General features: G+C 64.6%; 16 protein-coding genes. 8 read left to right on the top strand and 8 right to left on the bottom strand.

The window, feature by feature from the left end:
- The first annotated feature begins 132 nt into the window (after positions 1-132).
- Together M4J40_RS03230 and M4J40_RS03225 are read left to right on the top strand one after the other, a co-directional pair.
- Complete coding sequence (locus tag M4J40_RS03230; protein WP_251752056.1) at positions 133-882, top strand: Bax inhibitor-1/YccA family protein; 750 nt, start codon at positions 133-135, stop codon at positions 880-882.
- A 134-nt stretch (positions 883-1,016) separates the two neighbouring features.
- Positions 1,017-1,550, top strand: a complete 534-nt coding sequence (locus tag M4J40_RS03225) for a GNAT family N-acetyltransferase (RefSeq protein ID WP_251752054.1) — start codon at positions 1,017-1,019, stop codon at positions 1,548-1,550.
- Positions 1,551-1,611: 61 nt separating this feature from the next.
- On the opposite strand, the gene M4J40_RS03220 is transcribed toward M4J40_RS03225, so the two are convergent.
- Entirely contained in the window at positions 1,612-2,643 is a 1,032-nt protein-coding gene (locus M4J40_RS03220; protein WP_251752052.1) for an aspartate-semialdehyde dehydrogenase, read from the bottom strand.
- Positions 2,644-3,271: 628 nt separating this feature from the next.
- The gene (acnA, locus tag M4J40_RS03215) at positions 3,272-5,968 is read right to left on the bottom strand and encodes an aconitate hydratase AcnA (RefSeq protein ID WP_251752051.1); all 2,697 of its coding nucleotides are present in this window, start codon (positions 5,966-5,968) and stop codon (positions 3,272-3,274) included.
- Positions 5,969-6,284: 316 nt separating this feature from the next.
- Here acnA and ccmA point away from each other — a divergent pair, with 316 nt between their 5' ends.
- Together ccmA and ccmB are read left to right on the top strand one after the other, a co-directional pair.
- Complete coding sequence (ccmA, locus tag M4J40_RS03210; protein ID WP_405030707.1) at positions 6,285-6,926, top strand: heme ABC exporter ATP-binding protein CcmA; 642 nt, start codon at positions 6,285-6,287, stop codon at positions 6,924-6,926.
- Positions 6,926-7,594: a heme exporter protein CcmB gene (gene ccmB / locus M4J40_RS03205; RefSeq protein ID WP_251752049.1), complete on the top strand. Its 669-nt coding sequence runs from the start codon at positions 6,926-6,928 to the stop codon at positions 7,592-7,594. The genes ccmA and ccmB overlap by 1 nt, the downstream gene beginning before the upstream one ends.
- Before the next feature lie 12 nt (positions 7,595-7,606).
- Here ccmB and M4J40_RS03200 read toward each other — a convergent pair whose 3' ends face one another.
- Both M4J40_RS03200 and M4J40_RS03195 read right to left on the bottom strand, forming a co-directional pair.
- Positions 7,607-9,625, bottom strand: coding sequence for a methyl-accepting chemotaxis protein (locus tag M4J40_RS03200; protein WP_251752048.1), 2,019 nt, complete (start codon positions 9,623-9,625; stop codon positions 7,607-7,609).
- 218 nt (positions 9,626-9,843) lie between these two features.
- A complete protein-coding gene (locus M4J40_RS03195; RefSeq protein ID WP_251752047.1) occupies positions 9,844-10,803 on the bottom strand; it encodes a 2-hydroxyacid dehydrogenase in 960 nt (319 codons plus the stop codon).
- Positions 10,804-10,947: 144 nt separating this feature from the next.
- Here M4J40_RS03195 and M4J40_RS03190 point away from each other — a divergent pair, with 144 nt between their 5' ends.
- The 3 genes from M4J40_RS03190 (at position 10,948) to M4J40_RS03180 (ending at position 15,728) form a co-directional block, all read left to right on the top strand.
- Positions 10,948-11,859: an SMP-30/gluconolactonase/LRE family protein gene (locus M4J40_RS03190; protein ID WP_251752046.1), complete on the top strand. Its 912-nt coding sequence runs from the start codon at positions 10,948-10,950 to the stop codon at positions 11,857-11,859.
- A 180-nt stretch (positions 11,860-12,039) separates the two neighbouring features.
- On the top strand, positions 12,040-13,065 hold the full coding sequence (locus tag M4J40_RS03185; RefSeq protein WP_251752045.1) for a substrate-binding domain-containing protein: 1,026 nt from the start codon (positions 12,040-12,042) through the stop codon (positions 13,063-13,065).
- Between the two features lie 179 nt (positions 13,066-13,244).
- Positions 13,245-15,728, top strand: a complete 2,484-nt coding sequence (locus M4J40_RS03180) for a glycoside hydrolase family 2 protein (protein ID WP_251752044.1) — start codon at positions 13,245-13,247, stop codon at positions 15,726-15,728.
- Between the two features lie 103 nt (positions 15,729-15,831).
- Here M4J40_RS03180 and M4J40_RS03175 read toward each other — a convergent pair whose 3' ends face one another.
- The 4 genes from M4J40_RS03175 to M4J40_RS03160 form a co-directional block, all read right to left on the bottom strand.
- Complete coding sequence (locus tag M4J40_RS03175; RefSeq protein ID WP_251752043.1) at positions 15,832-16,710, bottom strand: 3-hydroxybutyryl-CoA dehydrogenase; 879 nt, start codon at positions 16,708-16,710, stop codon at positions 15,832-15,834.
- Positions 16,711-16,782: 72 nt separating this feature from the next.
- Positions 16,783-17,721, bottom strand: a complete 939-nt coding sequence (locus M4J40_RS03170) for an electron transfer flavoprotein subunit alpha/FixB family protein (protein WP_251752042.1) — start codon at positions 17,719-17,721, stop codon at positions 16,783-16,785.
- 15 nt (positions 17,722-17,736) lie between these two features.
- Positions 17,737-18,486, bottom strand: a complete 750-nt coding sequence (locus tag M4J40_RS03165; RefSeq protein WP_251752040.1) for an electron transfer flavoprotein subunit beta/FixA family protein — start codon at positions 18,484-18,486, stop codon at positions 17,737-17,739.
- A gap of 252 nt (positions 18,487-18,738) precedes the next feature.
- Entirely contained in the window at positions 18,739-21,156 is a 2,418-nt protein-coding gene (locus M4J40_RS03160) for a TIGR02302 family protein (RefSeq protein WP_251752038.1), read from the bottom strand.
- Between the two features lie 202 nt (positions 21,157-21,358).
- On the opposite strand from M4J40_RS03160, the gene M4J40_RS03155 reads away from it, so the two are divergent.
- The gene (locus M4J40_RS03155) at positions 21,359-22,468 is read left to right on the top strand and encodes a D-alanyl-D-alanine carboxypeptidase family protein (RefSeq protein WP_251752036.1); all 1,110 of its coding nucleotides are present in this window, start codon (positions 21,359-21,361) and stop codon (positions 22,466-22,468) included.
- Positions 22,469-22,484: the final 16 nt, after the last annotated feature.

The raw sequence follows: 22,484 nt of genomic DNA, 5'->3' as shown, positions 1-22,484 counted from the left end.
TTCGTCATGTTTGATGGACTCGTCGGGCGTGCCCTTGAGCTTTCATCGGGGTAAGCCCATATTGTCTCTTCGAGCGAGGGGAGGCTCGCCTCCCCCGCGACCTTGTATTTCCAGAGAAGGATCGACGCCCCAATGGCATTCCCTGAACGCAACATCCCCTCGGGCTACGGTTCCCGGGCCTATTCCGCGGAGATCGATCAGGGTCTCCGCAGCTACATGCTGTCGGTCTACAACTACATGGCCATCGGCCTCGCCGTGACCGGTGGCGTCGCGGCGCTTGCCGCCAATGCCGCGGTGGCGAGCTGGGATCCGATCATGCTCACCTCCTTCGGCGCGGCGCTCTATACGAGCCCGTTGCAGTGGCTGGTGATGCTGGCTCCGCTCGGCCTGGTGCTCGTGTTCTCCTTCGGCATCCAGAAGCTGTCCATGCCGGTGGCGCAGGGCCTGTTCTGGGCTTTCGCGGCGCTGATGGGCCTGTCGCTGTCATCGATCTTCCTGGTCTACACCCAGCAGTCGATCACGCAGGTGTTCTTCATCTCGGCCGCCACCTTCGCCGCGCTCAGCCTCTACGGCTACACGACCAAGCGCAACCTCAGCGCCATGGGCTCGTTCCTGATCATGGGCCTGTTCGGCCTGATCATCGCGTCCCTGGTCAACATCTTCATGCAGTCGTCGGCGATGGAGTTCGCCATCTCCGTGCTCGGCGTCGGCATCTTCGCCGGCCTGACCGCCTACGACACGCAGACCATCAAGGAGATGTACTTCGAGGGCGATGATCGCACGACGGCCGGCCGCAAGGCCATCATGGGCGCCCTCAACCTCTACATGGACTTCATCAACCTGTTCATCATGCTGCTTCGCCTGATCGGCGACCGTCGCTGACGACAGGGCAAGTCCTGACCGAAGATGCGGCGCCGGGTCATCCCCGGCGCCGTTTTTGTTTGAGGCTGGACGATGGGCATGCGATCTAGGGCACGGGCGCACTGCCGCGCCGTTTGCTCTTCCGGATCCGACCCATGCTGACCATTCGTCCCGCCCGTGAAAGTGACATCCCGGCGATTGCCGCCATCTACCAGGAGGCCGTTCGTACCGGGACCGCTTCATGGGAACTCGAGCCGCCGACCGATGCGGAGATGCTGAAGCGCTTCGAGGCCATCACCAGCGGCGGCTATCCCTATCTGATTGCCGAGATGGGCGGCGCGCTGGCCGGTTATGCTTATGTCAGCGCCTATCGGCCACGTCTTGCCTACCGCTATACGGTGGAGAACTCGATCTACATCGATCCGGGCCGGCGGGGGCAGGGTATCGGCAAGTGCCTTCTCCAGGCCCTGATCGACGAGTGCGCCCGGCGCGGTTTCCGGCAGATGATCGCGGTGATCGGCGACAGCGGCAACGTTGGCTCGCGCAAGCTGCACGCGGCGCTGGGGTTCACGCTGGTCGGCGTCGCGCCGGCCCTCGGCTACAAGTTCGACCGCTGGCTCGATCAGGTTCTGATGCAGAGAGCGCTCGGCGATGGCGAGCACACCGCTCCCGGCGAACTCGCTCGGTAAAGCCAAAAGAAAAGCCGCCGCGAAGCCATCGCGGCGGCCAAATGTCGATGGGCAATGCCCGTCAGGCGGCCTTCTTGGGCTTCAGGAGGCTGCGGTTGAGAAGCACCTCGGCGATCTGCACCGCGTTGAGCGCGGCGCCCTTGCGAAGGTTGTCCGACACCACCCACATGGTGAGACCGTTTTCCACCGTGATGTCCTCGCGGATGCGCGAGATGTAGGTGGCGTCTTCGCCGGTCGCCTCGTAGGGGGTGATGTAGCCGCCGGGCTCATGCTTGTCGACGACGAGGCAGCCGGGCGCCTCGCGCAGGATCGAACGGGCCTCGTCGGCGCTGAGCGGCTTCTCGAACTCGATGTTGACGACTTCCGAATGGGAGACGAACACCGGAACGCGGACGCAGGTGGCGGTCAGCTTGATCTTCGGATCGAGGATCTTCTTGGTTTCCGCCGTCATCTTCCACTCTTCCTTGGTGAAGCCGTCCTCCATGAAGACGTCGATGTGCGGAATGAGGTTGAAGGCGATGCGCTTCGGAAACTTCTTCGGCTCGACCGGGTCGGAGACGAAGATGGCCCGGGTCTGGGTGAACAGCTCGTCCATCGCGTCCTTGCCGGCGCCGGAAACCGACTGATAGGTCGACACGACCACGCGCTTGATGCCGGCCTTGTCATGCAGCGGCTTCAACGCCACGACCAGTTGGGCGGTCGAGCAGTTCGGGTTGGCGATGATGTACTTCTTGGTGAAGCCGGCAGCGGCGTCGGCGTTCACTTCCGGAACGACCAGCGGCACGTCCTCGTCGTAGCGCCAGGCCGAGGAGTTGTCGATGACCACACACTTCTGGGCGCCGATCTTCGGCGACCATTCCTTGGAGATCGAGCCGCCAGCCGACATGACGCAGATGTCGATGTCGGAGAAGTCGACATGCTCCAGGGCCTGCACCTTCAGCGTCTTGTCGCCGAAGGACACTTCGGTGCCCTGGCTCCGCCGCGAGGCGACGGCGATCACTTCGTCGGCGGGGAACCCGCGCTCGGAGAGGATCGAAAGCATTTCGCGGCCCACGTTCCCGGTGGCACCGACCACAGCGACCTTGTAACCCATGTTGGACTGACCTTCTGATTGTGTGGCGTCTACGCCGAAACAGTCGTCCCCCGCCTTGTCTGGCGGCCGGTCGCTCTTCAGTCTGTCAGGGAGACGTTCGAGGAGGCCACCTTCCGCCTCCTCAGACCCGAGGAGGACGATGCGGGGCGAGGAAGCGTCGATTACGTCGTAGTCGTTTTCGTCGTCGCCGTTTTCGTCATGGCAAGCCCGGCCGGGACAAGACCCAGCTCAATGACCGCCTGACGGGAACCATTCGCGAACGACATGGACCATTCCTCTCTCGAATGTCGGGCTTTATGGCTGAAAGGATCTGATCGGTCAAGACGAAACGGGTTCAAACTGTCTGTGGTTCCGGGACTCTGCGGTTTGCCGACGCCAACTTCCGTCCGTTCTCAGGCGGGCTCGATTGGCGATCCGGAGTGCACACGGGGATGCGCCCGTGCTTGGCGAAGATGCCTGGAAGTGGCCTTCGTTTCACCGGTCACCGTTTCGAGAGATGTGCCGCAAGCAAACCGCAAGGGCGGCGGCCCTGAAACGAAAGGGCCCATCCTGCCGGACGGGCCCATCTTGTTCAGTGTGCGAAGTGGAGCCCGGACGGCCTCTGGCGAGGCCGGCCACAAGGCGCTTCTCAGGCTGCGAGCTGGCGCAGCACGTAGTGAAGGATGCCGCCATTCTTGTAGTAGTCGAGTTCGTCGAGCGTATCGATCCGGCAGAGAAGCGGCACATCGATCACCGAACCGTCGGCGCGGGTGATGCGGGCGGTCAGCGTCTGGCGCGGCTTGACGTCGGCGATGCCCTCGATGGTCACCGTCTCGTTGCCGGTGAGGCCAAGGGTCTTCCAGGTGGTCCCTTCCTCGAAGGTCAGCGGAACGATGCCCATACCGACGAGGTTGGAGCGGTGGATGCGCTCGAAGCTCTCTGCGATTACCGCCTTGACGCCCAGCAGATTGGTGCCCTTGGCCGCCCAGTCGCGCGACGAGCCGTTGCCGTACTCTACACCGGCGAAGACAACCAGCGGAACGCCCGCGTCCTTGTAGCGCATGGCGGCATCGTAGATGTACATCCGGTCGCCCGAGGGGTGATGGACGGTCCAGCCGCCCTCGACCACGTTGCCCGCATCGTCCTTCACCATGTTGTTCTTGATGCGGATGTTGGCGAAAGTGCCGCGCATCATCACTTCATGGTTGCCGCGCCGGGTGCCGTACTGGTTGAAGTCGGCCGGGCGCACCTGATGGCCGGTGAGATACTGGCCGGCCGGGCTCGCTACCTTGATCGAACCGGCCGGCGAGATGTGGTCGGTGGTGATCTTGTCGCCGAACAGGCCGAGGATGCGTGCGCCGACGATGTCGGTGACCGGCGGCGGCGTCATGGTGATGCCGGCGAAATAGGGCGGGTTCTGCACGTAGGTCGAGCCGATGTTCCAGCCGTAGGTCTGGCCGATCCCCGCCTCGACGCCACGCCACCGTTCGTCGCCCTTGAACACGTCGGCATACTTCTCCTTGAACATGCCGGCGGTGATGAAGGTGGCGATGGTCTCGTTCACCTCCTTGTTGGACGGCCAGATGTCGCGGAGATAGACCGGCTCGCCGTCGGAGCCGACGCCGAGTGCCTCGGTCGACAGGTCCTTCTGCACGCTGCCGGCCAGCGCATAGGCGACGACCAGCGGCGGGGAAGCGAGATAGTTGGCCTGCACGTCGGGGCTGACACGGCCCTCGAAGTTGCGGTTGCCCGACAGCACGGCAGCGGCGACGATGCTGTTGTCGTTGATCGACTTTGAAATCGGCTCGGGCAACGGACCGGAGTTGCCGATACAGGTGGTGCAGCCGAAGCCGACCAGGTTGAAGCCGAGGGCGTCGAGATCCTCCTGCAGGCCGGACCGGCTGAGATACTCGGCGACGACCTGCGATCCCGGCGCCAGCGAGGTCTTCACCCACGGCTTGACCGCGAGGCCTTTCTCGCGCGCCTTGCGGGCAAGGAGGCCGGCGGCCACGAGCACGCTCGGATTGGAGGTATTGGTGCAGGAGGTGATGGCGGCGATCACCACGTCGCCATGGCCGAGGTCGAAGTTGCCGCCCTCGACCGGATAGCGGGTGCCGATGTCGGCGAGCTTCTTGTACTCGGCTTCCATGGCGGAGGCGAAGCCGGACTTGGCGGCGCTGAGCGAGACCCGGCCTTCCGGACGCTTCGGACCGGCCAGCGAGGGGACGACGGTGGAGAGGTCGAGCTCCAGAACATCGGTGAACACCGGATCCGGCGTATCGGCGGTGCGGTAGATGCCCTGGGCACGAGCGTAGGCGTCGACCAGAGCGACGCGGTCGTCGGCGCGGCCCGAGAACTTCAGATAGCGGATCGTCTCGGCGTCGATGGGGAAGAAGCCGCAAGTGGCGCCGTATTCCGGGCCCATGTTGGCGATGGTGGCGCGATCGGCCAGGGTCAGGCTGTCGAGGCCGGGGCCGAAATACTCGACGAACTTGCCGACGACGCCCTTCTTGCGCAGCATCTGGGTGACGGTGAGAACCACGTCCGTGGCGGTGACGCCCTCGGTCACCTTGCCGATCAGCTTGAAGCCGATCACCTCGGGAATCAGCATGGAAACCGGCTGGCCAAGCATGGCCGCCTCGGCCTCGATGCCGCCGACGCCCCAACCAAGCACCGAGAGGCCGTTGACCATGGTGGTGTGGCTGTCGGTACCGACGCAGGTGTCGGGATAGGCGTAGGTGACGCCGTCTTCCTCGTTGGTCCACACCGTCTGCGCGAGATACTCGAGGTTGACCTGATGGCAGATGCCGGTGCCCGGCGGCACGACACGGAAGTTATGGAAGGCGTTCTGGCCCCACTTGAGGAAGTTGTAGCGCTCGACGTTCTGTTCGTACTCGCGGGCGACGTTCTGGGCCAGCGAGGAGGCGCTTCCGAAATAGTCGACCACGACCGAATGGTCGATGACGAGGTCGACCGGCACGAGCGGGTTGATCTTGCCCGGATCGCCGCCGAGCGAGACCATGGCGTCACGCATGGCGGCGAGGTCGACGACGGCCGGAACGCCGGTGAAGTCCTGCATCAGGACGCGGGCAGGCCGGTAGGCGATTTCCTTGTCGAGCTTGCCCTTGTTGTCGAGCCATGCGGCCATGGCCTTGATATCGTCCTGGGTCACCGAGCGGCCGTCCTCGAAGCGAAGCAGGTTCTCGAGGATCACCTTCAGCGAGGCCGGCAGACGCGAAACACCGGCGAGGCCGTTCTCCTCGGCGGCCTTCAGGTCGTAGTAGACGTAGGTCTTCGAACCGACCTGAAGTTCTCTCCTGGACTTGAAGCTGTCGAGCGACGGCATGCGCGGGCCCCTTTCAATGCCGGGGGGCGCCTTGCCGGGGACGGAACACGGCGGTGCCGGCATCCGTTCGGGGCAGGGTCCTCGCCACCGGCGAGCTGTTTGACGTTTACGTAATGGTCACTTGGCGACCGGAGACTTCCTTGCGCCTTATAGAGAATAAGCTGACGCCTCACCAGACCTTGAGTACGAAATTCTACCACATAACGTCGCATTCCGCGTCCCGCGCCCGGATCGCTCTGGTTCGCCCCAAAAGCGGCTTACGCCACTGGCCGTGATGTTCTATTGGGAAGGACCGCCGTTTGCGCCGGAGACGCCCGTGAACCAGCCTTTCCAGCCCTTCAGTCTCGTGGTCGAGACGCTCAGTGTCGATCGCGGTGGCCGTCGGGTGATCGAAGACGTCGGCTTCGAGGTGGCCGGGGGCGAGGCGATATTGGTCACCGGTCCGAACGGCGTCGGCAAATCGACGTTGCTGAGGGCTCTCGCCGGGCTCGGGCGACCGGCAAAGGGGGCGGTGCGCCTTCTGGCCGATAGTGTGGCCGATCCGGAAGAGGTCGGTCGCCATGCCCACTATCTCGGTCATCGCGACGCGGTAAAGCCTGCCTTGACCGTCGGCGAGAACCTTGCCTTCTGGCAGGATTTCCTTGGGGCGGACGGAGGCGAGCCGGTGGACACTGCGCTTGACGCCGTGGGGCTTGCCGATCTTGCGGCTCTGCCCGCCGCCTATCTTTCGGCAGGGCAGCGAAGGCGACTTGCCATCGCGCGCCTTATCGCAGTGCGGCGACCGCTCTGGCTGCTGGACGAGCCGACCGCTGCCCTTGACGTCGCCTCGGAAGCGGGGCTTGTCGGGCTTATGGCTGGCCATCTGGAACGCGGTGGCGCCATCGTTGCGGCCACCCATCTCTCCATCGGCCTTGCCGGCGCTCGTGCGCTTCGCCTCGTTGCCGAGGAGATCGCCTGATGTCGCCGCTCGTTGCGCTTTATGTTCGCGAACTGCGCCTGTCCGTGCGTATCGGGGGCGGCGCCCTGATGGGCGTATTGTTCTATCTGATCGTGGTAACGATCTTCCCCTTCGCCATCGGGCCGGATCTCAATCTCCTGTCTCGCCTGGGTCCGGCCATCCTGTGGATCGGGGCGCTGCTCGCAACGTTGCTCGGTCTCGACCGGCTGTTTGAAGCCGACCGCGACGATGGTGCGCTCGACCTGATGGTCGCTTCGGGGCAATCGCTGGAACTTCTTGTGATCGTCAAGGTGGCGGCCCACTGGACGGCAACCGGCTTGCCGCTTGTCATTGCGGCGCCCTTCCTGTCGCTGCTCCTGGCCATGCCCGTCGACGTGACGCTGGCCTCACTGGCGACGCTTCTCGTCGGTACGCCGGCGCTGACGCTCCTCGGGGCGATCGGTGCAGGTCTGACGGTATCGCTCAGGCGTGGCGGCTTGCTGCTGCCGATCCTGGTGCTGCCGTTCACCGTGCCGGTGCTGATCTTCGGCGTAGCCGCGGCGACAGCCGTCGCCTTCGATCCCGCCGCCTTCCGAACGCCCTTCCTTCTCATCGTCGCCCTGACGTTGACGGCGGCGGCGATATCGCCGATCGCCACCGCCGCCGCGCTTAGAAACGGGCTTGATTGAGCCTGGCGGCGATCACGCCGCCCGGATGGTGGCGAGGAAGCGCCGGAGTTCGCCCTGCAGACGCTCGGCCTGAGCCGAGAGCGCGCCGGAGGCCTGCAGCACTTCCTGGGCGGCGGCCGAGGAATCGCCGGCGGCTTCGCCCACCTTGACGATGTTGCTCGCCACCGTGCTGGTGCCCTCGGCGGCCTTCTGCACCGAGTCGGCGATTTCCTGCGTGGCCATGCCCTGGTCGCGCACCGATCCGGCCACCGTGTTGGAGACCTTCGAGATATGACCGATGGTCTCGGTGATGCGCATGATGGCGTCGCTGGAATCGGCGGTCGACGCCTGGATCGCGGCGACCTGGGCGCCAATCTCGCTGGTTGCCTTGGCGGTCTGGTCGGCGAGCTGCTTGACCTCGGCGGCGACCACGGCAAAGCCCTTGCCGGCTTCGCCGGCGCGTGCCGCCTCGATGGTGGCGTTCAGCGCCAGAAGGTTGGTCTGGCCGGCGATGGTGTTGATGAGGTCGACGACGGCGCCGATCTTGCGCGCGGCTTCCGACAGTTCGCGCACCTTGCCGGCGGTCTCCGACGCGTCCTGCACGGCCTTCGAAGCGACTTCGGTGGACTCGTTCACCTGCCGACCGATCTCGGCGATCGACGACGCCAGCTCCTCGGCGGCGGCGGCTACGGTTCCAACGCCGGCCGAGGCCGCTTCGGAGGCGGCGGCCACGGTCGACGCCTTCTGCGTCACGTCGGTTGACGATTGGGACAGGGTCTGAGCCGAGCCGTTAAGCTGCCCGGCCGCGGCGGCCAGCGAGGACGCGATGCCGCCGACGGTCTGTTCGAACATGTCGGCGAGCTGGTGGACTTCGGCGCGCCTTACCTCGGCCTGCGCCGCCTCGTCGGCCTCGCGGGCGGCGCGTGCTTCGGCTGCCTGGGCGAGACTCGTCTTGAACACTTCCAGTGCGTCCGCCATGGCGCCGACTTCATCCTTGCGGCCGCGACCCGGGACCTCCGTCTGGAGGTCGCCGTCCGACACCTTCTCCATGGCGCGCGAGATGGCGACCACAGGCCGGGAGATCGAGCGGCCGATGACGAAGGCCAGCACCACGGCGCCGACCACGGAGACGCCGGCGACGACCAGCAGCATCCGTCGGATCGTGTCGATGAGGCCGGTCGTGGCGACGCCGATCGACGTCGACTCGACCGAGGCGGCGGCGCGAACGGCTGCAACCTTGTCGGCGATGGCGGTCGAGGCGTTGAGCAGGTCCTTTGATGTCAGATTGCGAAGATCGCCGGAAATCTGATTGGCCTGGCGATAGGCCTCCTGAAAGGTGGTCGCGGACTTCAGAACCTTGCCGAGCTGGGCGGCTTCCTGTCCGGCCCCGACGGCCTTGATCACCAGGTTGAGGCGCTGGACGAGACCGTTGAAGCCGGCGTCGGCGGCCTTGAGATCGTCGGCCGTGCCGTTGTTCAGCAGCTTGTAAACCGCGAGACGGCCGGCGTTGTATTGCTCCGTGGCCTTGGTGGCGATGGGAATGATGTCCGTCTTGCCGAGCCTGTCGACCTTGGAAGAGAAGAACAGCATGTCGTTCTTCAGCTTTTCGCCGAGTGGTTCAACGCTTTCACGGACAATCTTCTGCTGGCTGGCCTTGAGCTCGATGAGCTTGGTCAGCACCGCGTTGTACCCGTCGAACAGCGTGGCGATGGCGGTCATGTTGTCCTTGCGGACGCCGTCGTCGATCTTTCCAACGGCATTGGCAATGGAAGCTCGCGCCGTCTCCGCGGCGGTCTTTGTGTTTGACAGGGCCGTCTCGCTGCCGCGCGTCAGGTAGGCGTCGACCTGCGCCGTGAGATTGAGGAAGGCATAGTCGATGTCGCGCGTCAGCTCCACTTCATCGACACGGTCGCGGTGCTGGCCGAAGGAACGCTCGAACGAACTGAGCGAGAAGAGCGACAGGCCGGCGCAGGTGATGAGAAGTGCGATGACCAGCGCGAAGGCTACGAATACCTTGGAGCCGATGGACAGATTGTTGAATAGGCGCGCCATCGCTTTTTCCCCCAGCGTGCACGGACAATTCCGTTCGACCCGCGCCGGCCGGGATGCATGAAAGCATCCCCGGCCCGCACGCAGACGTGTTTGTCTGACAATGATAAAGGAGCGCCCTTAAAGTTTTCCAAACAATAGAGTAGTCGGATCGGTTGTCTTTACTTGTTAAAAGTGACAGCTGTTATATGCTGCAATGTCCGGATTGCTATCGACTGGGCCTATCGCCTGCGATCGATAACTGGTGTCGGCAGCGCCTCTCCAGCGAAGTGTGCGGCGAGGTTGGCGCGCACCAGCGCTCCCATCGCCTGACGCGTCGCCTGTGTGGCGCTGCCCTGATGGGGCGACAGCAGGACGTTATCCAGGCGGGAAAAGCGCGGGTCGATCGCGGGCTCGTTCAGGAAAACGTCGAGTCCGGCGCCGGCAATCGTTCCATTCTCCAGAGCGGCGATCAGAGCGGCCTCGTCGACGGTCGTGCCGCGCGAGATATTGATGAGAAGGCCGTCACGCCCCAGGGCGGCGATCGTGGAGCCATCCACGAGGCCCACGGTATCTCCGCCGCCGGCTACCGCTACCACCAGGATGTCGGACCAGGCAGCCAGAGTGGCCGGCGTGGGGAAAGCCCGCCAAGCGGACAGAGGTTTTGGCGAGCGATTCCAGTATCCGATTTCGGTGTCGAAGCCGGCGAAGCGGCGGCCGATTGCCTCGCCGATGCGGCCAAGCCCGACGATGCCGACCTTGCGCCCGGAAACGGTGCCGGTCAGCGGCATGGATTCGTTGATCCAGGTTCCCGAACGGACGAAGGCGTCGCCGTCGACAATGCGCCGTGCAAGCGCCAGGGTCAGGGCGAGCGCCATGTCGGCGACGTCGGCGGTGAGTACGTCGGGTGTGTTGGTCACCGCGACGTTGTGTTGACTGGCGGCGGCGAGGTCGACCTTGTCGTATCCGACGCCATAGACGGCGATCAGCTGCAGCGCCGGCAGCGCCTCGATCAGCGCCGCATCGGCACCACGCCCGCCGGACGTCACCACCGCCATGATCTCGGCGACAGGGCCAACGCCAGCCAGCCCGTTGGCTGGCAGGTCGATGAGGTCGTAGGCCTCGCGCATTGGCGCGATGTCCCACTCGGGCATCGGCGACACCATCAGGACCTTGGGGCGCGGCGACGAAACGGTGGGCATGAACTCACTCCGGGTTTTGGGGAAACGACAGCCGCCTCGGTGCGACGGGGCATTCTTGACGCTATTCATTCGTATGATGATAGTGCCTTCCCGCAAGGCGGGAAACGACCGAACTTGCAAGACGCCGATGCGCGGGAGGACAGCATGAGCGACTACGATACGTTCGATGGCCGTTTCGGGTCGCTGGTGATCGGCAGTGCCGCTGTCGAGCGCCTGTGGACAGGCGGGCGCTGGACGGAGGGGCCCGTCTATGTGCCGGCTGCCAAGGCCGTGGTCTGGTCGGACATTCCAGAAGATCGAATCATGCGCTACGACGAGACCAATGGCGCCGTCTCGGTGTTCGAGTATCCGTGCGGCTATCACAACGGCCATACGCTCGATGCCTGCGGACGCATCGTTGCCTGCGAGCATGGCGGTCGTCGCGTCTCCCGTCTCGGCTTCGACGGCCGTTGGGAGACCGTGGTCGATCGCTTCGACGGCAAGCGTCTCAACTCTCCCAACGACGTGGTGGTAAAGTCCGACGGCAGCATCTGGTTCTCCGACCCGAGCTACGGCATCGACAGCGATTATGAAGGGCACGCGGCGAAAAGCGAGATTGGCGCCTGCAACGTCTATCGTCATGATCCCCGGAGCGGAGAAACGACGGCGGTCGTGACAAGTCTCGATCGTCCCAACGGTCTTGCCTTCTCGCCGGACGAGCGCACTCTCTTCGTCTCAAACACGTCCTCGTCCAATCCCCCGGCCATTCACGCCTTTCGCGTTGCAGAGAGTGGATGCTCGGTCGACGCTGAGCGGATGCTTGTCACTTCGGATGCCGGAGTCTTTGATGGTTTCCGTCTCGATCAAGCCGGCAACCTGTGGACTTCCTGTGGAGATGGGGTTCGCGCCTACGCCGCCGACGGCACTTTGCTCGGCCGCATCAACATTCCCGAGACGGTCTCCAATCTGTGCTTTGGCGGTCGCAAGCGCAATCGGCTCTATATCACCGCCACCTCTTCCCTTTACGCGGTCTATGTGAACGCCCGGCCGGCCGTCGGCCTCCATAGTTTGCGCTAGCAACTTGCCTTTCGGCTGATGGGGAGCCGTGAGTATTAACACGTAAACAATGGTGTTCGCAGCGGTCTCTCGACCTTGGCTGGACGGTTGATTAGAGTTCATAACCAAGAAAACTATCGACAGGCCGGCAAGAATCGATATTGATCTGAGGTAATTGGCAGTTTCCGGAGTTGATCCAACGTGGGCGATGATCGTGCTCGGCTCAATCTGAAAAGTCTGGCCCGCCACCTTGATCTGTCGATTACAACCGTCAGTCGAGCGCTGCGCAACGGGCCTGAGGTTCGCAAGGAGACCATCGAGCGCGTTCAGAAGGCGGCCGCGGAGCTTGGCTATGTCCGCGACGTTGGCGGTCTGACGCTGAGGACCGGTCTCTCCTACTCCATTTGCGTTTTGATGTCGGCCGTGCCGCCGGACGATATCGCCGATACCGGTTCGGTCGGTCTACTTCAGGGCGTGCATGAAGTGGCCCAGGCAGCCGGTTACGCGGTGACCGCGGTGCCACTGGCCCCCGGCACGGACCCGATCGAGGCGTTGAAGACCATCATCGACGGTCGTCGTGCCGACGGGTTGATCTTCGACCATACCCTGCCGATGGATCCGCGGGTGCGCTTCCTGCTGGAGCGCGATTTTCCCTTCGTCAGCTTCGGCCGCACCGAGCTGTTCACGCCGCATGCTTGGTTCGACATCGATGACGAGGATGCCACCTATCGGGCAGTGCGGCATCTTCTGGCGAGCGGCTACCGCCGTATCTGCCTTATCAATCCGCCGACCGAGTTCATGTTCTCGCAGTATCGTCAGCGTGGGTATCGCAAGGCGCTGTCCGAGGCCGGCATGGAGATCGATCCGCGTCTCATGCTCGATCTCGATCTCACCGCCCGGAAGACGCGCGCCTCGGTGAAGGACCTGATGGTGCAGGAGAGCCCGCCCGATGCCTTCATCTGCGTCAACGACATAACCTCGCTCGGCATGATGACAGGCCTTCGCGACATCGGTCTCGATCCTGCCGATTTCGGCTTCTGCGCGTCGACCACCACCCGATTGATCGAGTATGTCGAGCCGACGCCGGTGAGCTTCTATTTCCCGCTGCAGGAGGCCGGCCGCCGGCTGACGCGGTTGATGTTGCGCCGCCTTGAGGGTGAAACCGACATCACGCAGCTCCAGGAACTGGCCGTCGCCGAGATGCATGTGCCGACGCGGCGGCGGTAGCCGCAGCGCCAGCGAAGGGCTCTGGCCGGCCCAATAGCGGGCCATCGGCGCAATCGTTTCGGTTGCCCGTCAGGGTACGGCGGGCTATGTTGCAGCGGTTCCCCCGCATTCACCGCTCTGCGGGGGACGGGACCTGCGTCCCGGAGGAGCAGCGGCTTCCGACATTTCTTGAGTTTTTCATGGCTGATCTCGTCAATCGCGCTTCCGCGAAGGACCTCGCGGGAAACTGGACGCTTCAAGCGGCAGATGAATCGATTTCCGTGCCGTTTGCGCTGCCAGGCGACGCGCTCTCGGCATTGATCGCCGCCGACATCCTGCCCGATCCCTATGTCGGCGAAAACGAACTCTTGGTGCGCTGGCCGGCCGAACGCGACTGGATCGCTCGCCGCACCTTCTCCATGGATGCCGAGGCGCTCGGTCATCCCTGGGCACTTTACGTGGACGCTCTCGATACCGTTGCCGAAGTGCGGATCAACGGCCAGATGGTGCTCGCTACCGCGAACATGTTCCGTCCGCATCGGGCCGAGGTGGGCACTGCGCTTCGCAGCGGCGAGAACGAGATCGAGATTGTCTTCCGTTCCAACGTTGCCGCTGCGATGGAGGCGGCCGCAAAACAGCCGTTCGAGCAGCCCTACAGCGCCCAGATGCAGGCCAGTCCGCACATCAACCTTCTGAGAAAGGTGCAATGTCACGCGGGCTGGGACTGGAACATCGCCATGATGCCTTTCGGCCTCTACGGCGACATCCGTCTGGAGCGTGCCGACCTGCCAACCATAACCTATGTCCAGCATCGCCAGCGCCACAACCAGGAAACCGGCGCCGTCGATGTCGATATCGAGGTTCGTATCCAGGCAAAAGCAGCCTGCGAAGAGCTGCTCACCATCGAGCTCGGGGACGAGAAGGCTAGCCTTCAGGTCACCTGTTCGCCCGGCACCAGCGTGGCCGAAGCGACGCTGCATATCGAGAACCCTCGTCTTTGGTGGCCGGTCGGCTCGGGCGAGCAGGCGCTCTACGATCTGGCCGTCACTTTGGGCGGCTCCACGCTTCGGCAGCGGATCGGCCTCCGCCGCATCGAGGTGGTCACCAAACGCGACGAGATCGGCGTACCGTTGACCGTCCGCATCAACGGGCTCGATCTGTTCTGCCGTGGCGCCAACTGGATTCCCGGCGACGCCCTGCCTTCTCGCATCACGCCGGAAGCGGTGCGCCCTCTCCTTGAGGACGCGGTTGCAGTTGGCATGAACATGCTGCGCATCTGGGGCGGCGGCCAGTATGAGCCGGAGTGGTTCTACGACCTCTGCGACGAGCTTGGCATCCTGATCTGGCAGGACATGATGTTTGCCTGCGCGCTCTATCCGGCCGACAATGCCTTCCTCGCCGAAGTCGATCGGGAGATCGAGCATCAGGTCCGGCGGCTGTCGCATCATGCGTCGATCGCCCTCTACTGCGGCGACAACGAGGTGATCGGCGCCCTCACCTGGTTCGAGGTGGCGCGCGCCAATCGCGATCGCTATCTCGTCGCCTACGACCGGCTCAACCGGACGATCGAGTTGGCGGTCGGACGCGCCGATCCGGATCGGCTGTTCTGGCCGTCGTCACCGTCAAAGGGGCCGATGGACTTCGGCGACGCCTGGAAGGCTGAAGGATCCGGCGACCAGCACATGTGGGACGTCTGGCACGCCGGTAAGTCGTTCGCGGCCTATCGTGGGGTGCGCCCGCGTTTCGCTTCGGAGTTCGGCTTCCAGTCCTTCGTGTCGCTGTCGACGCTTCGCCGCTACATCGATGAAGAAGACCTCGACATCGCTTCGCCGGCCATGGAGCTGCACCAGAAGAATGCCGGCGGCAACGCCCGCATCGTCGAGACCATCTCGCGCTATTTCCGCTTCCCGAAGAACTTCGAGAACGTCGTCTATCTGAGCCAGGTCCAGCAGGGTTTGGCGATGAAGACGGGCATCGATTTCTGGCGGTCGATCAAGCCGGAGTGCATGGGCGCGCTTTACTGGCAGCTCAACGACACCTATCCGGTGGCGTCCTGGTCTTCGATCGAATATGGCGGCCGCTGGAAGCTTCTGCACTCGATGGCCAAGCGCTTCTTCGCGCCCATCAACGTGGTGGCCATTCCGTCAGCCGACACGGCCACGGTGGACCTGTTCGCCGTCAACGATACGCCGTCCGAGGTGGTGGTGGCCGGCAATGCGTTCTGGCTTGGCGTCGATGGCGCTCGTCGGCCGGCTGGCGAGTTCATGAAGACGGTGCCGACCGATCGAGCGATCCTGCTCTTGTCGGTTCCCGCCGACGGCAGCCCTGACGAAGTGCTGGGCTTCACTTGGCGAGATCCGGCAGGTGAGCATTTCGACCATCACGCGGTTTCGCCCTACAAGGCGCTGCGCCTTCGCGATCCCGGACTCGTGGTCGAGGCGACAAAGCGTGGCGTCGGAGAGTGGGGCTTCAAGATCACCGCCAAGGCGCCGGCCTTCTATGTCTCGCTGGAGACGGATCCCTACGGCGTGTTTTCCGAGAATGCCGTTCTCGTGACGCCGGACGCACCGGTCGAGATCGTCTGGACATCTCGCTCGGGCGATGTCGATCCTGTCGAAAGCCTCGTGGTCCGCGATCTTCGCTCCAGCTATCGGCCAAGCGAGATCGTCGTCCGCAGGGCGTGACCGAGGATTAGTCTCGGGTCAGAAAAAGCCCGCTCGCCTTGCGTCCCGATTTGAACGGGAACAGGGCGAGCGGGCTTTGCATTTGAACCTGTCGATGTGCGCCTCAGCGCGTCGGCATGGGGGTCGGCCCACGGTAGTCGTAGAAACCGCGCTGCGTTTTGCGGCCGAGCCAGCCGGCCTCGACATATTTCACCAGAAGCGGGCAGGGGCGGTACTTGCTGTCGGCAAGGCCGTCGTGCAGCACCTGCATGATCGAGAGGCAGGTGTCGAGGCCGATGAAATCGGCGAGCTGGAGTGGACCCATGGGGTGATTGGCGCCGAGGCGCATGGCCGTATCGATGGAGTCCACCGTGCCGACGCCCTCGTAGAGCGTGTAGATCGCCTCGTTGATCATCGGCAACAGGATGCGGTTGACCATGAAGGCCGGGAAGTCCTCCGACACGGCGACCGTCTTGCCGAGCTTGGAAACGAAATTGCGAGCTGCCTCGAAGGTTTCGTCCTCGGTGGCGATGCCGCGCACCAGCTCGACGAGCTGCATCACCGGCACGGGGTTCATGAAGTGGATGCCGATGAAACGCTCCGGCCGGTCGGTCGACGCGGCGAGGCGGGTGATGGACACCGACGAGGTATTGGTGCCGATCATCGCTTCGGGCTTCAGCTCGGGACAGAGCTGCGAGAGCGCCTTGCGCTTGATGGTCTCGTTTTCCGTCACCGCCTCGATGACGAGGTCGGTATCGGAAAAGCCGTCGAGATCGTTGTAGAGCTTGATGCGGGAAAGCGCCTCGCGGCGCTGCTCCTCGGTGATCTTCTTGGAGGCGACCTGACGGCTGAGGTTGGCGGATACGACGTTGAGGCAAGCCTCGACTCGATCGCGCGCAATGTCGTAGAGCCCAACGTCGAGACCCGCGAGAGCGCAGACATGCGCGATGCCGGAGCCCATCTGACCCGCGCCCATGACGCCGACCGACCTGATTTCTACCATTGAAGTCCTCGAGCCTTCCGGGACGCGACTTGACCGCAGCGCGCCCTGTAACACGTTTCAGATCATTCTAGCTCAACCGAGGGCTTTCGTCAGCTCCGGCACGAGTTCGAACAAGTCGCCGATCAAGCCGTAGTCGGCGACCTGGAAGATCGGCGCCTCGGCGTCCTTGTTGATGGCGACGATCACCTTGGCGTCCTTCATGCCGGCAAGGTGCTGGATGGCGCCGGATATCCCGATGGCGAGGTAAAGCTCGGGCGACACCGCCTTGCCGGTCTGGCCAACCTGCCAGTCGTTGGGGGCGTAACCCGCGTCCACCGCCGCGCGGCTGGCGCCGACTGCCGCGCCGAGCTTGTCGGCCAGCGGCAACAGCACGGCTTGGAACTGTTCCTCCGAACCGAGCGCTCGGCCGCCGGACACGACGACCCGAGCAGAGGTCAGCTCCGGTCGCTCCGTCGACGAAAAGACGTCGCCGACAAAGGCGGATAGGCCTGAATCGGCGGGCGCGGCAACAGGCTCGACCGGCGCAGGTGTGCGATCCTCGGCCGGGGTTGCCCGGAAGGAGGCAGTGCGGACGGTGATGAGCTTGATCGGGTCGGCGGAGCGCACGGTCAGAAGGGCGTTGCCGGCATAGGTCGGCCGCTCGAAAGTGTTGGGCGCCAGCACAGCCGTGACGTCGGAGATCTGCATCACGTCGAGCAGGGCGGCGGCGCGGGGCAGGGCGTTCTTGAAGGTGGAGGTCGACGGCGCCAACACGGCCGAATAGGCGGGAGCCAGCGCCACGACGAGGGCGGCCAGCGGTTCCGCAAGGCCATGTTCGAGCTGAGCCGCCTCGGCGGTCAGAACGCGGCTGACGCCCTTGAGCTTGGCAGCCTCGCTGGCAGCCCCGGCGACGCCGTTGCCGGCCACCAGAACATGAATGTCATCGCCGATGGCCAGCGCCGCGGTGAGTGCCTTGAGGGTAGCGTCCTTGAGGGACACGCCATCGTGGGCGGCGAGGAGAAGAGTGGTCATGTTCGCAGGCCTTTCTCAGAGCACACCGGCTTCAGTCTTCAGGCAGTCGACCAGCTCGGCGACCGAGGCGAGGCGGCGACCGGCGGGCCGGACCGGTGGCTCGGCGGTTTTCAAGACCGTGAGGCGCGGCGTGAGATCGACGCCGTATTGCGCGGCCGGCCTCAAGTCGATCGGCTTCTTCTTGGCCTTCATGATATTCGGCAACGAGGCATAGCGTGGTTCGTTGAGGCGAAGGTCCGCGGTGACCACGGCGGGCAGCGCGAGGCGCACGGTCTGCAGGCCGCCGTCGACTTCGCGAGTGACTTCGATGCCGTCGTTACTCGGGACGAGCTTGGAGGCGAAGGTGCCTTGCGGCCAGCCGAGCAAGGCCGCCAGCATCTGGCCGGTCTGGTTGCTGTCGTCGTCGATGGCCTGCTTGCCGAGGATGACGAGGCCCGGAGCTTCTTCGGCAACGATCTCCTGCAGAAGTTTGGCGACGGCAAGCGGCTCGACCGTGCCGTCAGCTTCAAGAACGATGCCTCGGTCGGCGCCCATGGCAAGCGCGGTACGGACCGTATCCTGCGCCTCCTTCGGACCTATGGAGACGGCAACGATTTCGCTGGCAATGCCGGCTTCGCGAAGACGCAGAGCTTCCTCGACGGCGATCTCGTCGAAGGGATTCATCGACATCTTGACGTTGGCGAGATCGACGCCGGAGCCGTCGGCCTTGACGCGGATGTTGACGTTGTAGTCGACCACCCGTTTCACGGGCACGAGAATCTTCATCGGGACCATCTCTCCGGACCAATGGAACGAACGCCGAAACAGCCTGCAATCGGCGGATTCCGGGGCGCGAGGCGTGACCGTAGCGACCGTCCGCGCTGTCGTCAACGGCGGGGCAGACACCCGTTTCGGGTTGGCCCCAATCGCCGTCGGCCGCGTGGCAAGATTGGCTTTCGCCTTGCACGGACGCTGCTCGACGTCGGAAGCCTCTGGACGCGGTTTCAGGTGAATTTGGCGCGACCGATCGTGCGCCGATTAGAACGGCGCGATCAGCCGTCGGAGATAGTCGAGCTCGAGGGGCGGCCGGTCGGGATCGGCGTAGCGGCGGCGAAGCTCCTCCAGCAGGCGGCGAGCCCGTTGCACCTCGATTTCGCCCGGAACCTTGGTGCCGTCGCCGAAATCGGGACCACGTCGGCCAGTCGGCCGACCAAGCGGATCGGTGCCGCCGTCACGAACGCCGGCGGTGCCTTGTTCCTGGCCGCGCATCATCTCGCGCGCACCGCGCCGAAGGGCATCGAGAGCTGCCCCCTGGTTGCCGACCGCCGAGTCGGCGTCGCCGGAGCCGAGGTCGCGCCCGGCATCCCGCATGGCGCGGCCGGCTCCTTCGAGCCCATCCATGCCGCTCTGGGTGTCCTTGGACAGGCGGGACATCAACTCCCCCAGGCGGCGCGACAGAGCTGACTGCTCGCGTCCCAGGTCTTCCAGGGCCCGCTGGTCGCCGCTGTCGTCGCCGAACTCCTCTCCGGTGTAGCCGTCGGGTGTCAGCTTGTGCGTACGGTTCTGCAGCTCCTGCTGCCGGCGGATGATGTCGGCCAGTTCGTCGAGCGTCGGATCGCTGGAGCCGCCGGCCTTGGGAGTGGCGAACTGCAGCCCCGAGAGGATGTCGTCGAGCTGCGACAGGAGCTGGGCGGCGGCGTCTCGTTCTCCAAGCTCTCCGAGCTCCCGCATGCGGTCGATGAGCTTCTTGAGGTCTTCACTGGTGACCCGTTCTCCACCTTTCTGGCCGAGATCGCCAAGGCGCGAAGGGTTTGCGGCGGCCGCCTGGGCCATCGCCTTGATATACTCGTCGAGAGCGGCTTTGAGCTCCTCGGTGAGACGGGCGATCTCCTCGGGCGAGGCGCCGTTCTCCAGGGCGCTTTTCAGCGCCTCGCGGGCGGCGGCGAGGCGCTCCGCCGCGGGGGAGGAGTCGCCCGCCTCGATGGCGAGCGCCATCTGCCAGAGGTAGTCGAGGACCGGCTTGAGCTCGGCGTCGTCGCGCGCATGCAGGATGCGGTTGCGGGCAACACGAAGCCCGATGATCTCGCCGGGACGGTCGATGAAAGCGGCGCCGAGGTCGCCCATCGTCTCGAACGTGCTCGCCACCGTCTTCGCCTGCCGGGCGTCGGCTGCCAGCAAGCGTCTCTGCTCGACGATGGCCGCGGCCAGCGGATTTCGGAACGGGCGAGACGGCAGGTCTATGACGAGAGGGGGAGTCTCCGAGACCTGGCCTGCGTCATCACGCGCTTCGAGAACGAGATGGACACGGCTGCCTGCCAGCGGATGGCCGGTCAGGTCGGAAGTCGCAACGGCTCGGTCTTCGCCACGGCGAGGCAGGCCGAGCGTCACGTCGGGTAATGCCGCCAGTGGCCGAGCTCCCTCGTCCGCATCGACGGAGAGAATGGCGCGGGCGGCTGCGACCCGGTAGTCGTCGGTTACCGAGTAGGCGAGGCGAAGGGCGCCACGAGACGTGGCGGCTGGCTGCTCGATGAGGCGAATGGTCGGTGGCGCATCGGACCGGACGGCAATCGGCAGATCAAGGGCCGGAAGGCCGTCGCCGGCCAGCGACAAGGTGCCGGAGCTGGCGAGGCGATACTCGTAGGCGGTTTGTCCCTGCGCCGGGAAGCGTCCTTCGAGCGGCATCGGCGGCTGTCCCTTTCGGGCGAAGGTGACAGTCGGCGCGCCGACTCCGGCCAGTCGTGCGACGAGTGTCGTTCCTGCCGGCAGGGTCACGGAGGAGTTCTCAGGCGGAACGACGGCTCCGTTGGCGGTCGTCACCAAGGCTCGTGGCGACTGGCCGGTATAGGTTGGCGGGTTCGCCCAGACGTTGACACGGATGTCGGACGGCGCGGCGATCGGCAGCCGGAAGACGTTTGCCACCGATCCCAAATGATCCGGCGTGGCGAAAAAGCCAACAATCACCAGCAGGAAGACGGCTGACCTTATCGCGTATGGATCGGCGCGATCGAGGCGTGGGGACGGCCGATCTGCTCTCAGCCCCTCGAGGCTTGCTGCGAGACGGCGGCGGTGGGCCTGCCACAGGGCATCGGACAGCCTGTCGCCCGTGGTCGAGGGGTGGTCTAGGAAAGCGCTGAGCGGTCGATGCGGAACGCCGCGCTCGAGCCTGTCGGCCGCCTGCCGCCGGTCGGGCCACGGCGTTCGCAGGAGAGGGACCAGGCTTGCCAGAAAGGCCGCAACGAACAGGCCCGCAGCTGAGAGGCGAAGAGCGGTCGGAAGTCTCTCGAAGGCGCCAAGCCATGCGAGCGCCAGAAAGGCGCCGAGCAGCGAGAGCGTCAATGCAAGGCGTGGCCAAAGGCGCTCCCAGGCGAGTGACAGTCCGGCCAACCCGATGGCACGCGCGGTGGCGGGCGGAAGATCGCCTTCGCGGTCGTTGGGCCGGTGCGGTCCTTCTGTCATCGAGCCTTTCCCCGGCGGCATTGTCGTCCGTGTGGTTGAAGGCACTCTAGAAGGGAAATGGGTCGAAGATAAGAGTGTTGCCGCATTCTGGCCGCCTTCGGAGGCCATCCGGGGAGGGCCGGTCATCTCGCGCCTTTGCGGAGAACGCGACCTTCGGCTAAACTCATCCGTCCGTTGACGACTGTTTTCCGGGAAGAAAGCCTTGCCGACGATTTTCGACCCGTGTGGCCGCGCCCGCCGCATTTTTCGCCTCGCCACCGCGTTGCCGTTGTGTCTGAACCTGGTTGGCGGCGCGGTTGCCGCCCCCTATCTCGCCGTCGACCTCGCTTCTGGCGCGGTGCTGGCCGAGAATCAGAGCTTCGACCCGTGGTATCCCGCTTCCATAACCAAGCTGATGACCGTCTATGTCACGCTATCGGCCATCAAGGCCGGCGAGATTCGGGGCGATTCGGGTGTGGTGATGACGCCGGCTTCGACGCGCGAACAGCCGTCCAAGATGGGGTTCAAGCCGGGTACGGTGTTGACCGTCGACACCGCACTCCGGATCATCATGGTGAAGTCGGCCAATGACGTTTCCTATGCGCTGGCCGAACGGGTTGGCGGCAGCCTGCAAGGCTTCGTCGCCCGCATGAATGCCGCGGCGCGGTCGGTCGGCATGATCAACACGCGCTTTTCCAATGCCAACGGTCTGCCGGATCCCAACCAGTGGACCACTGCCCGCGATTATGCGCTGCTTGCCCGCGTTCTGCTCAAGGAGTTCTCGGGCTATCGCGAGCTGTACCGGACGACGGCGCTTTCGCTCGGCGGCAAGATCATCAAGAATCACAACAATCTGCTCGAGCGGTATCCCGGCGCTGACGGCATGAAGACCGGTTTCATCTGCTCGGCGGGGTTCAATGTGGTGGCGACGGCGACCCGCAATGGCCGACAGATCCTCGCCATCGTGCTTGGCGGCAAGACGGCGCGGGAGCGCGACGAACTGGCGGCGAGTCTGCTCGAGGCCTCGTTCCGGACACCGGCGACCGCCGCGTCGGTGACGCTTGATCGGCTTGCGCCACGCGGGCCTGTGGCGACGACGGTTGCCGATATTCGCGAGCTCGCCTGTCCCAAGCGAAAGAAGGGCTCGAAGGCGTCGGTCGGAGAGGATCTCGGCGATGGCGATGACCAGCCGGCGAGCTATCTCGTGCCTCGTTTCAAGGTGATGGATCCGATTCCCATCAGCCTCGGTGGCGCCAGCGATATGCCCGATCCTGTGGAACCGGCGGTCGCGACGGTCGATGTGCCCTTGCCGCTGCCCAAACCCGCTCGTTGACGCTTCAGAAAAGGAA

The sequence above is a fragment of the Pleomorphomonas sp. JP5 genome (genome assembly GCF_023721815.1).
In the GTDB taxonomy this organism is placed as follows: domain Bacteria; phylum Pseudomonadota; class Alphaproteobacteria; order Rhizobiales; family Pleomorphomonadaceae; genus Pleomorphomonas.
The sequence above is the reverse complement of the archived record's forward strand: the minus strand, read 5'-3'. Positions and strand labels throughout refer to the sequence as shown.

Excerpts from the sequence above, each read along its gene's own strand:
- ccmB (WP_251752049.1), top strand. The coding sequence starts at position 6,926 with ATGTCGCCGCTCGTTGCGCTTTATGTTCGCGAACTGCGCCTGTCCGTG.
- M4J40_RS03220 (WP_251752052.1), bottom strand. The coding sequence starts at position 2,643 with ATGGGTTACAAGGTCGCTGTGGTCGGTGCCACCGGGAACGTGGGCCGC.
- M4J40_RS03230 (WP_251752056.1), top strand. The coding sequence starts at position 133 with ATGGCATTCCCTGAACGCAACATCCCCTCGGGCTACGGTTCCCGGGCC.
- M4J40_RS03225 (WP_251752054.1), top strand. The coding sequence starts at position 1,017 with ATGCTGACCATTCGTCCCGCCCGTGAAAGTGACATCCCGGCGATTGCC.
- M4J40_RS03175 (WP_251752043.1), bottom strand. The coding sequence starts at position 16,710 with ATGGTAGAAATCAGGTCGGTCGGCGTCATGGGCGCGGGTCAGATGGGC.
- acnA (WP_251752051.1), bottom strand. The coding sequence starts at position 5,968 with ATGCCGTCGCTCGACAGCTTCAAGTCCAGGAGAGAACTTCAGGTCGGT.
- M4J40_RS03165 (WP_251752040.1), bottom strand. The coding sequence starts at position 18,486 with ATGAAGATTCTCGTGCCCGTGAAACGGGTGGTCGACTACAACGTCAAC.
- M4J40_RS03170 (WP_251752042.1), bottom strand. The coding sequence starts at position 17,721 with ATGACCACTCTTCTCCTCGCCGCCCACGATGGCGTGTCCCTCAAGGAC.
- M4J40_RS03160 (WP_251752038.1), bottom strand. The coding sequence starts at position 21,156 with ATGACAGAAGGACCGCACCGGCCCAACGACCGCGAAGGCGATCTTCCG.
- M4J40_RS03195 (WP_251752047.1), bottom strand. The coding sequence starts at position 10,803 with ATGCCCACCGTTTCGTCGCCGCGCCCCAAGGTCCTGATGGTGTCGCCG.
- M4J40_RS03180 (WP_251752044.1), top strand. The coding sequence starts at position 13,245 with ATGGCTGATCTCGTCAATCGCGCTTCCGCGAAGGACCTCGCGGGAAAC.
- M4J40_RS03190 (WP_251752046.1), top strand. The coding sequence starts at position 10,948 with ATGAGCGACTACGATACGTTCGATGGCCGTTTCGGGTCGCTGGTGATC.
- M4J40_RS03200 (WP_251752048.1), bottom strand. The coding sequence starts at position 9,625 with ATGGCGCGCCTATTCAACAATCTGTCCATCGGCTCCAAGGTATTCGTA.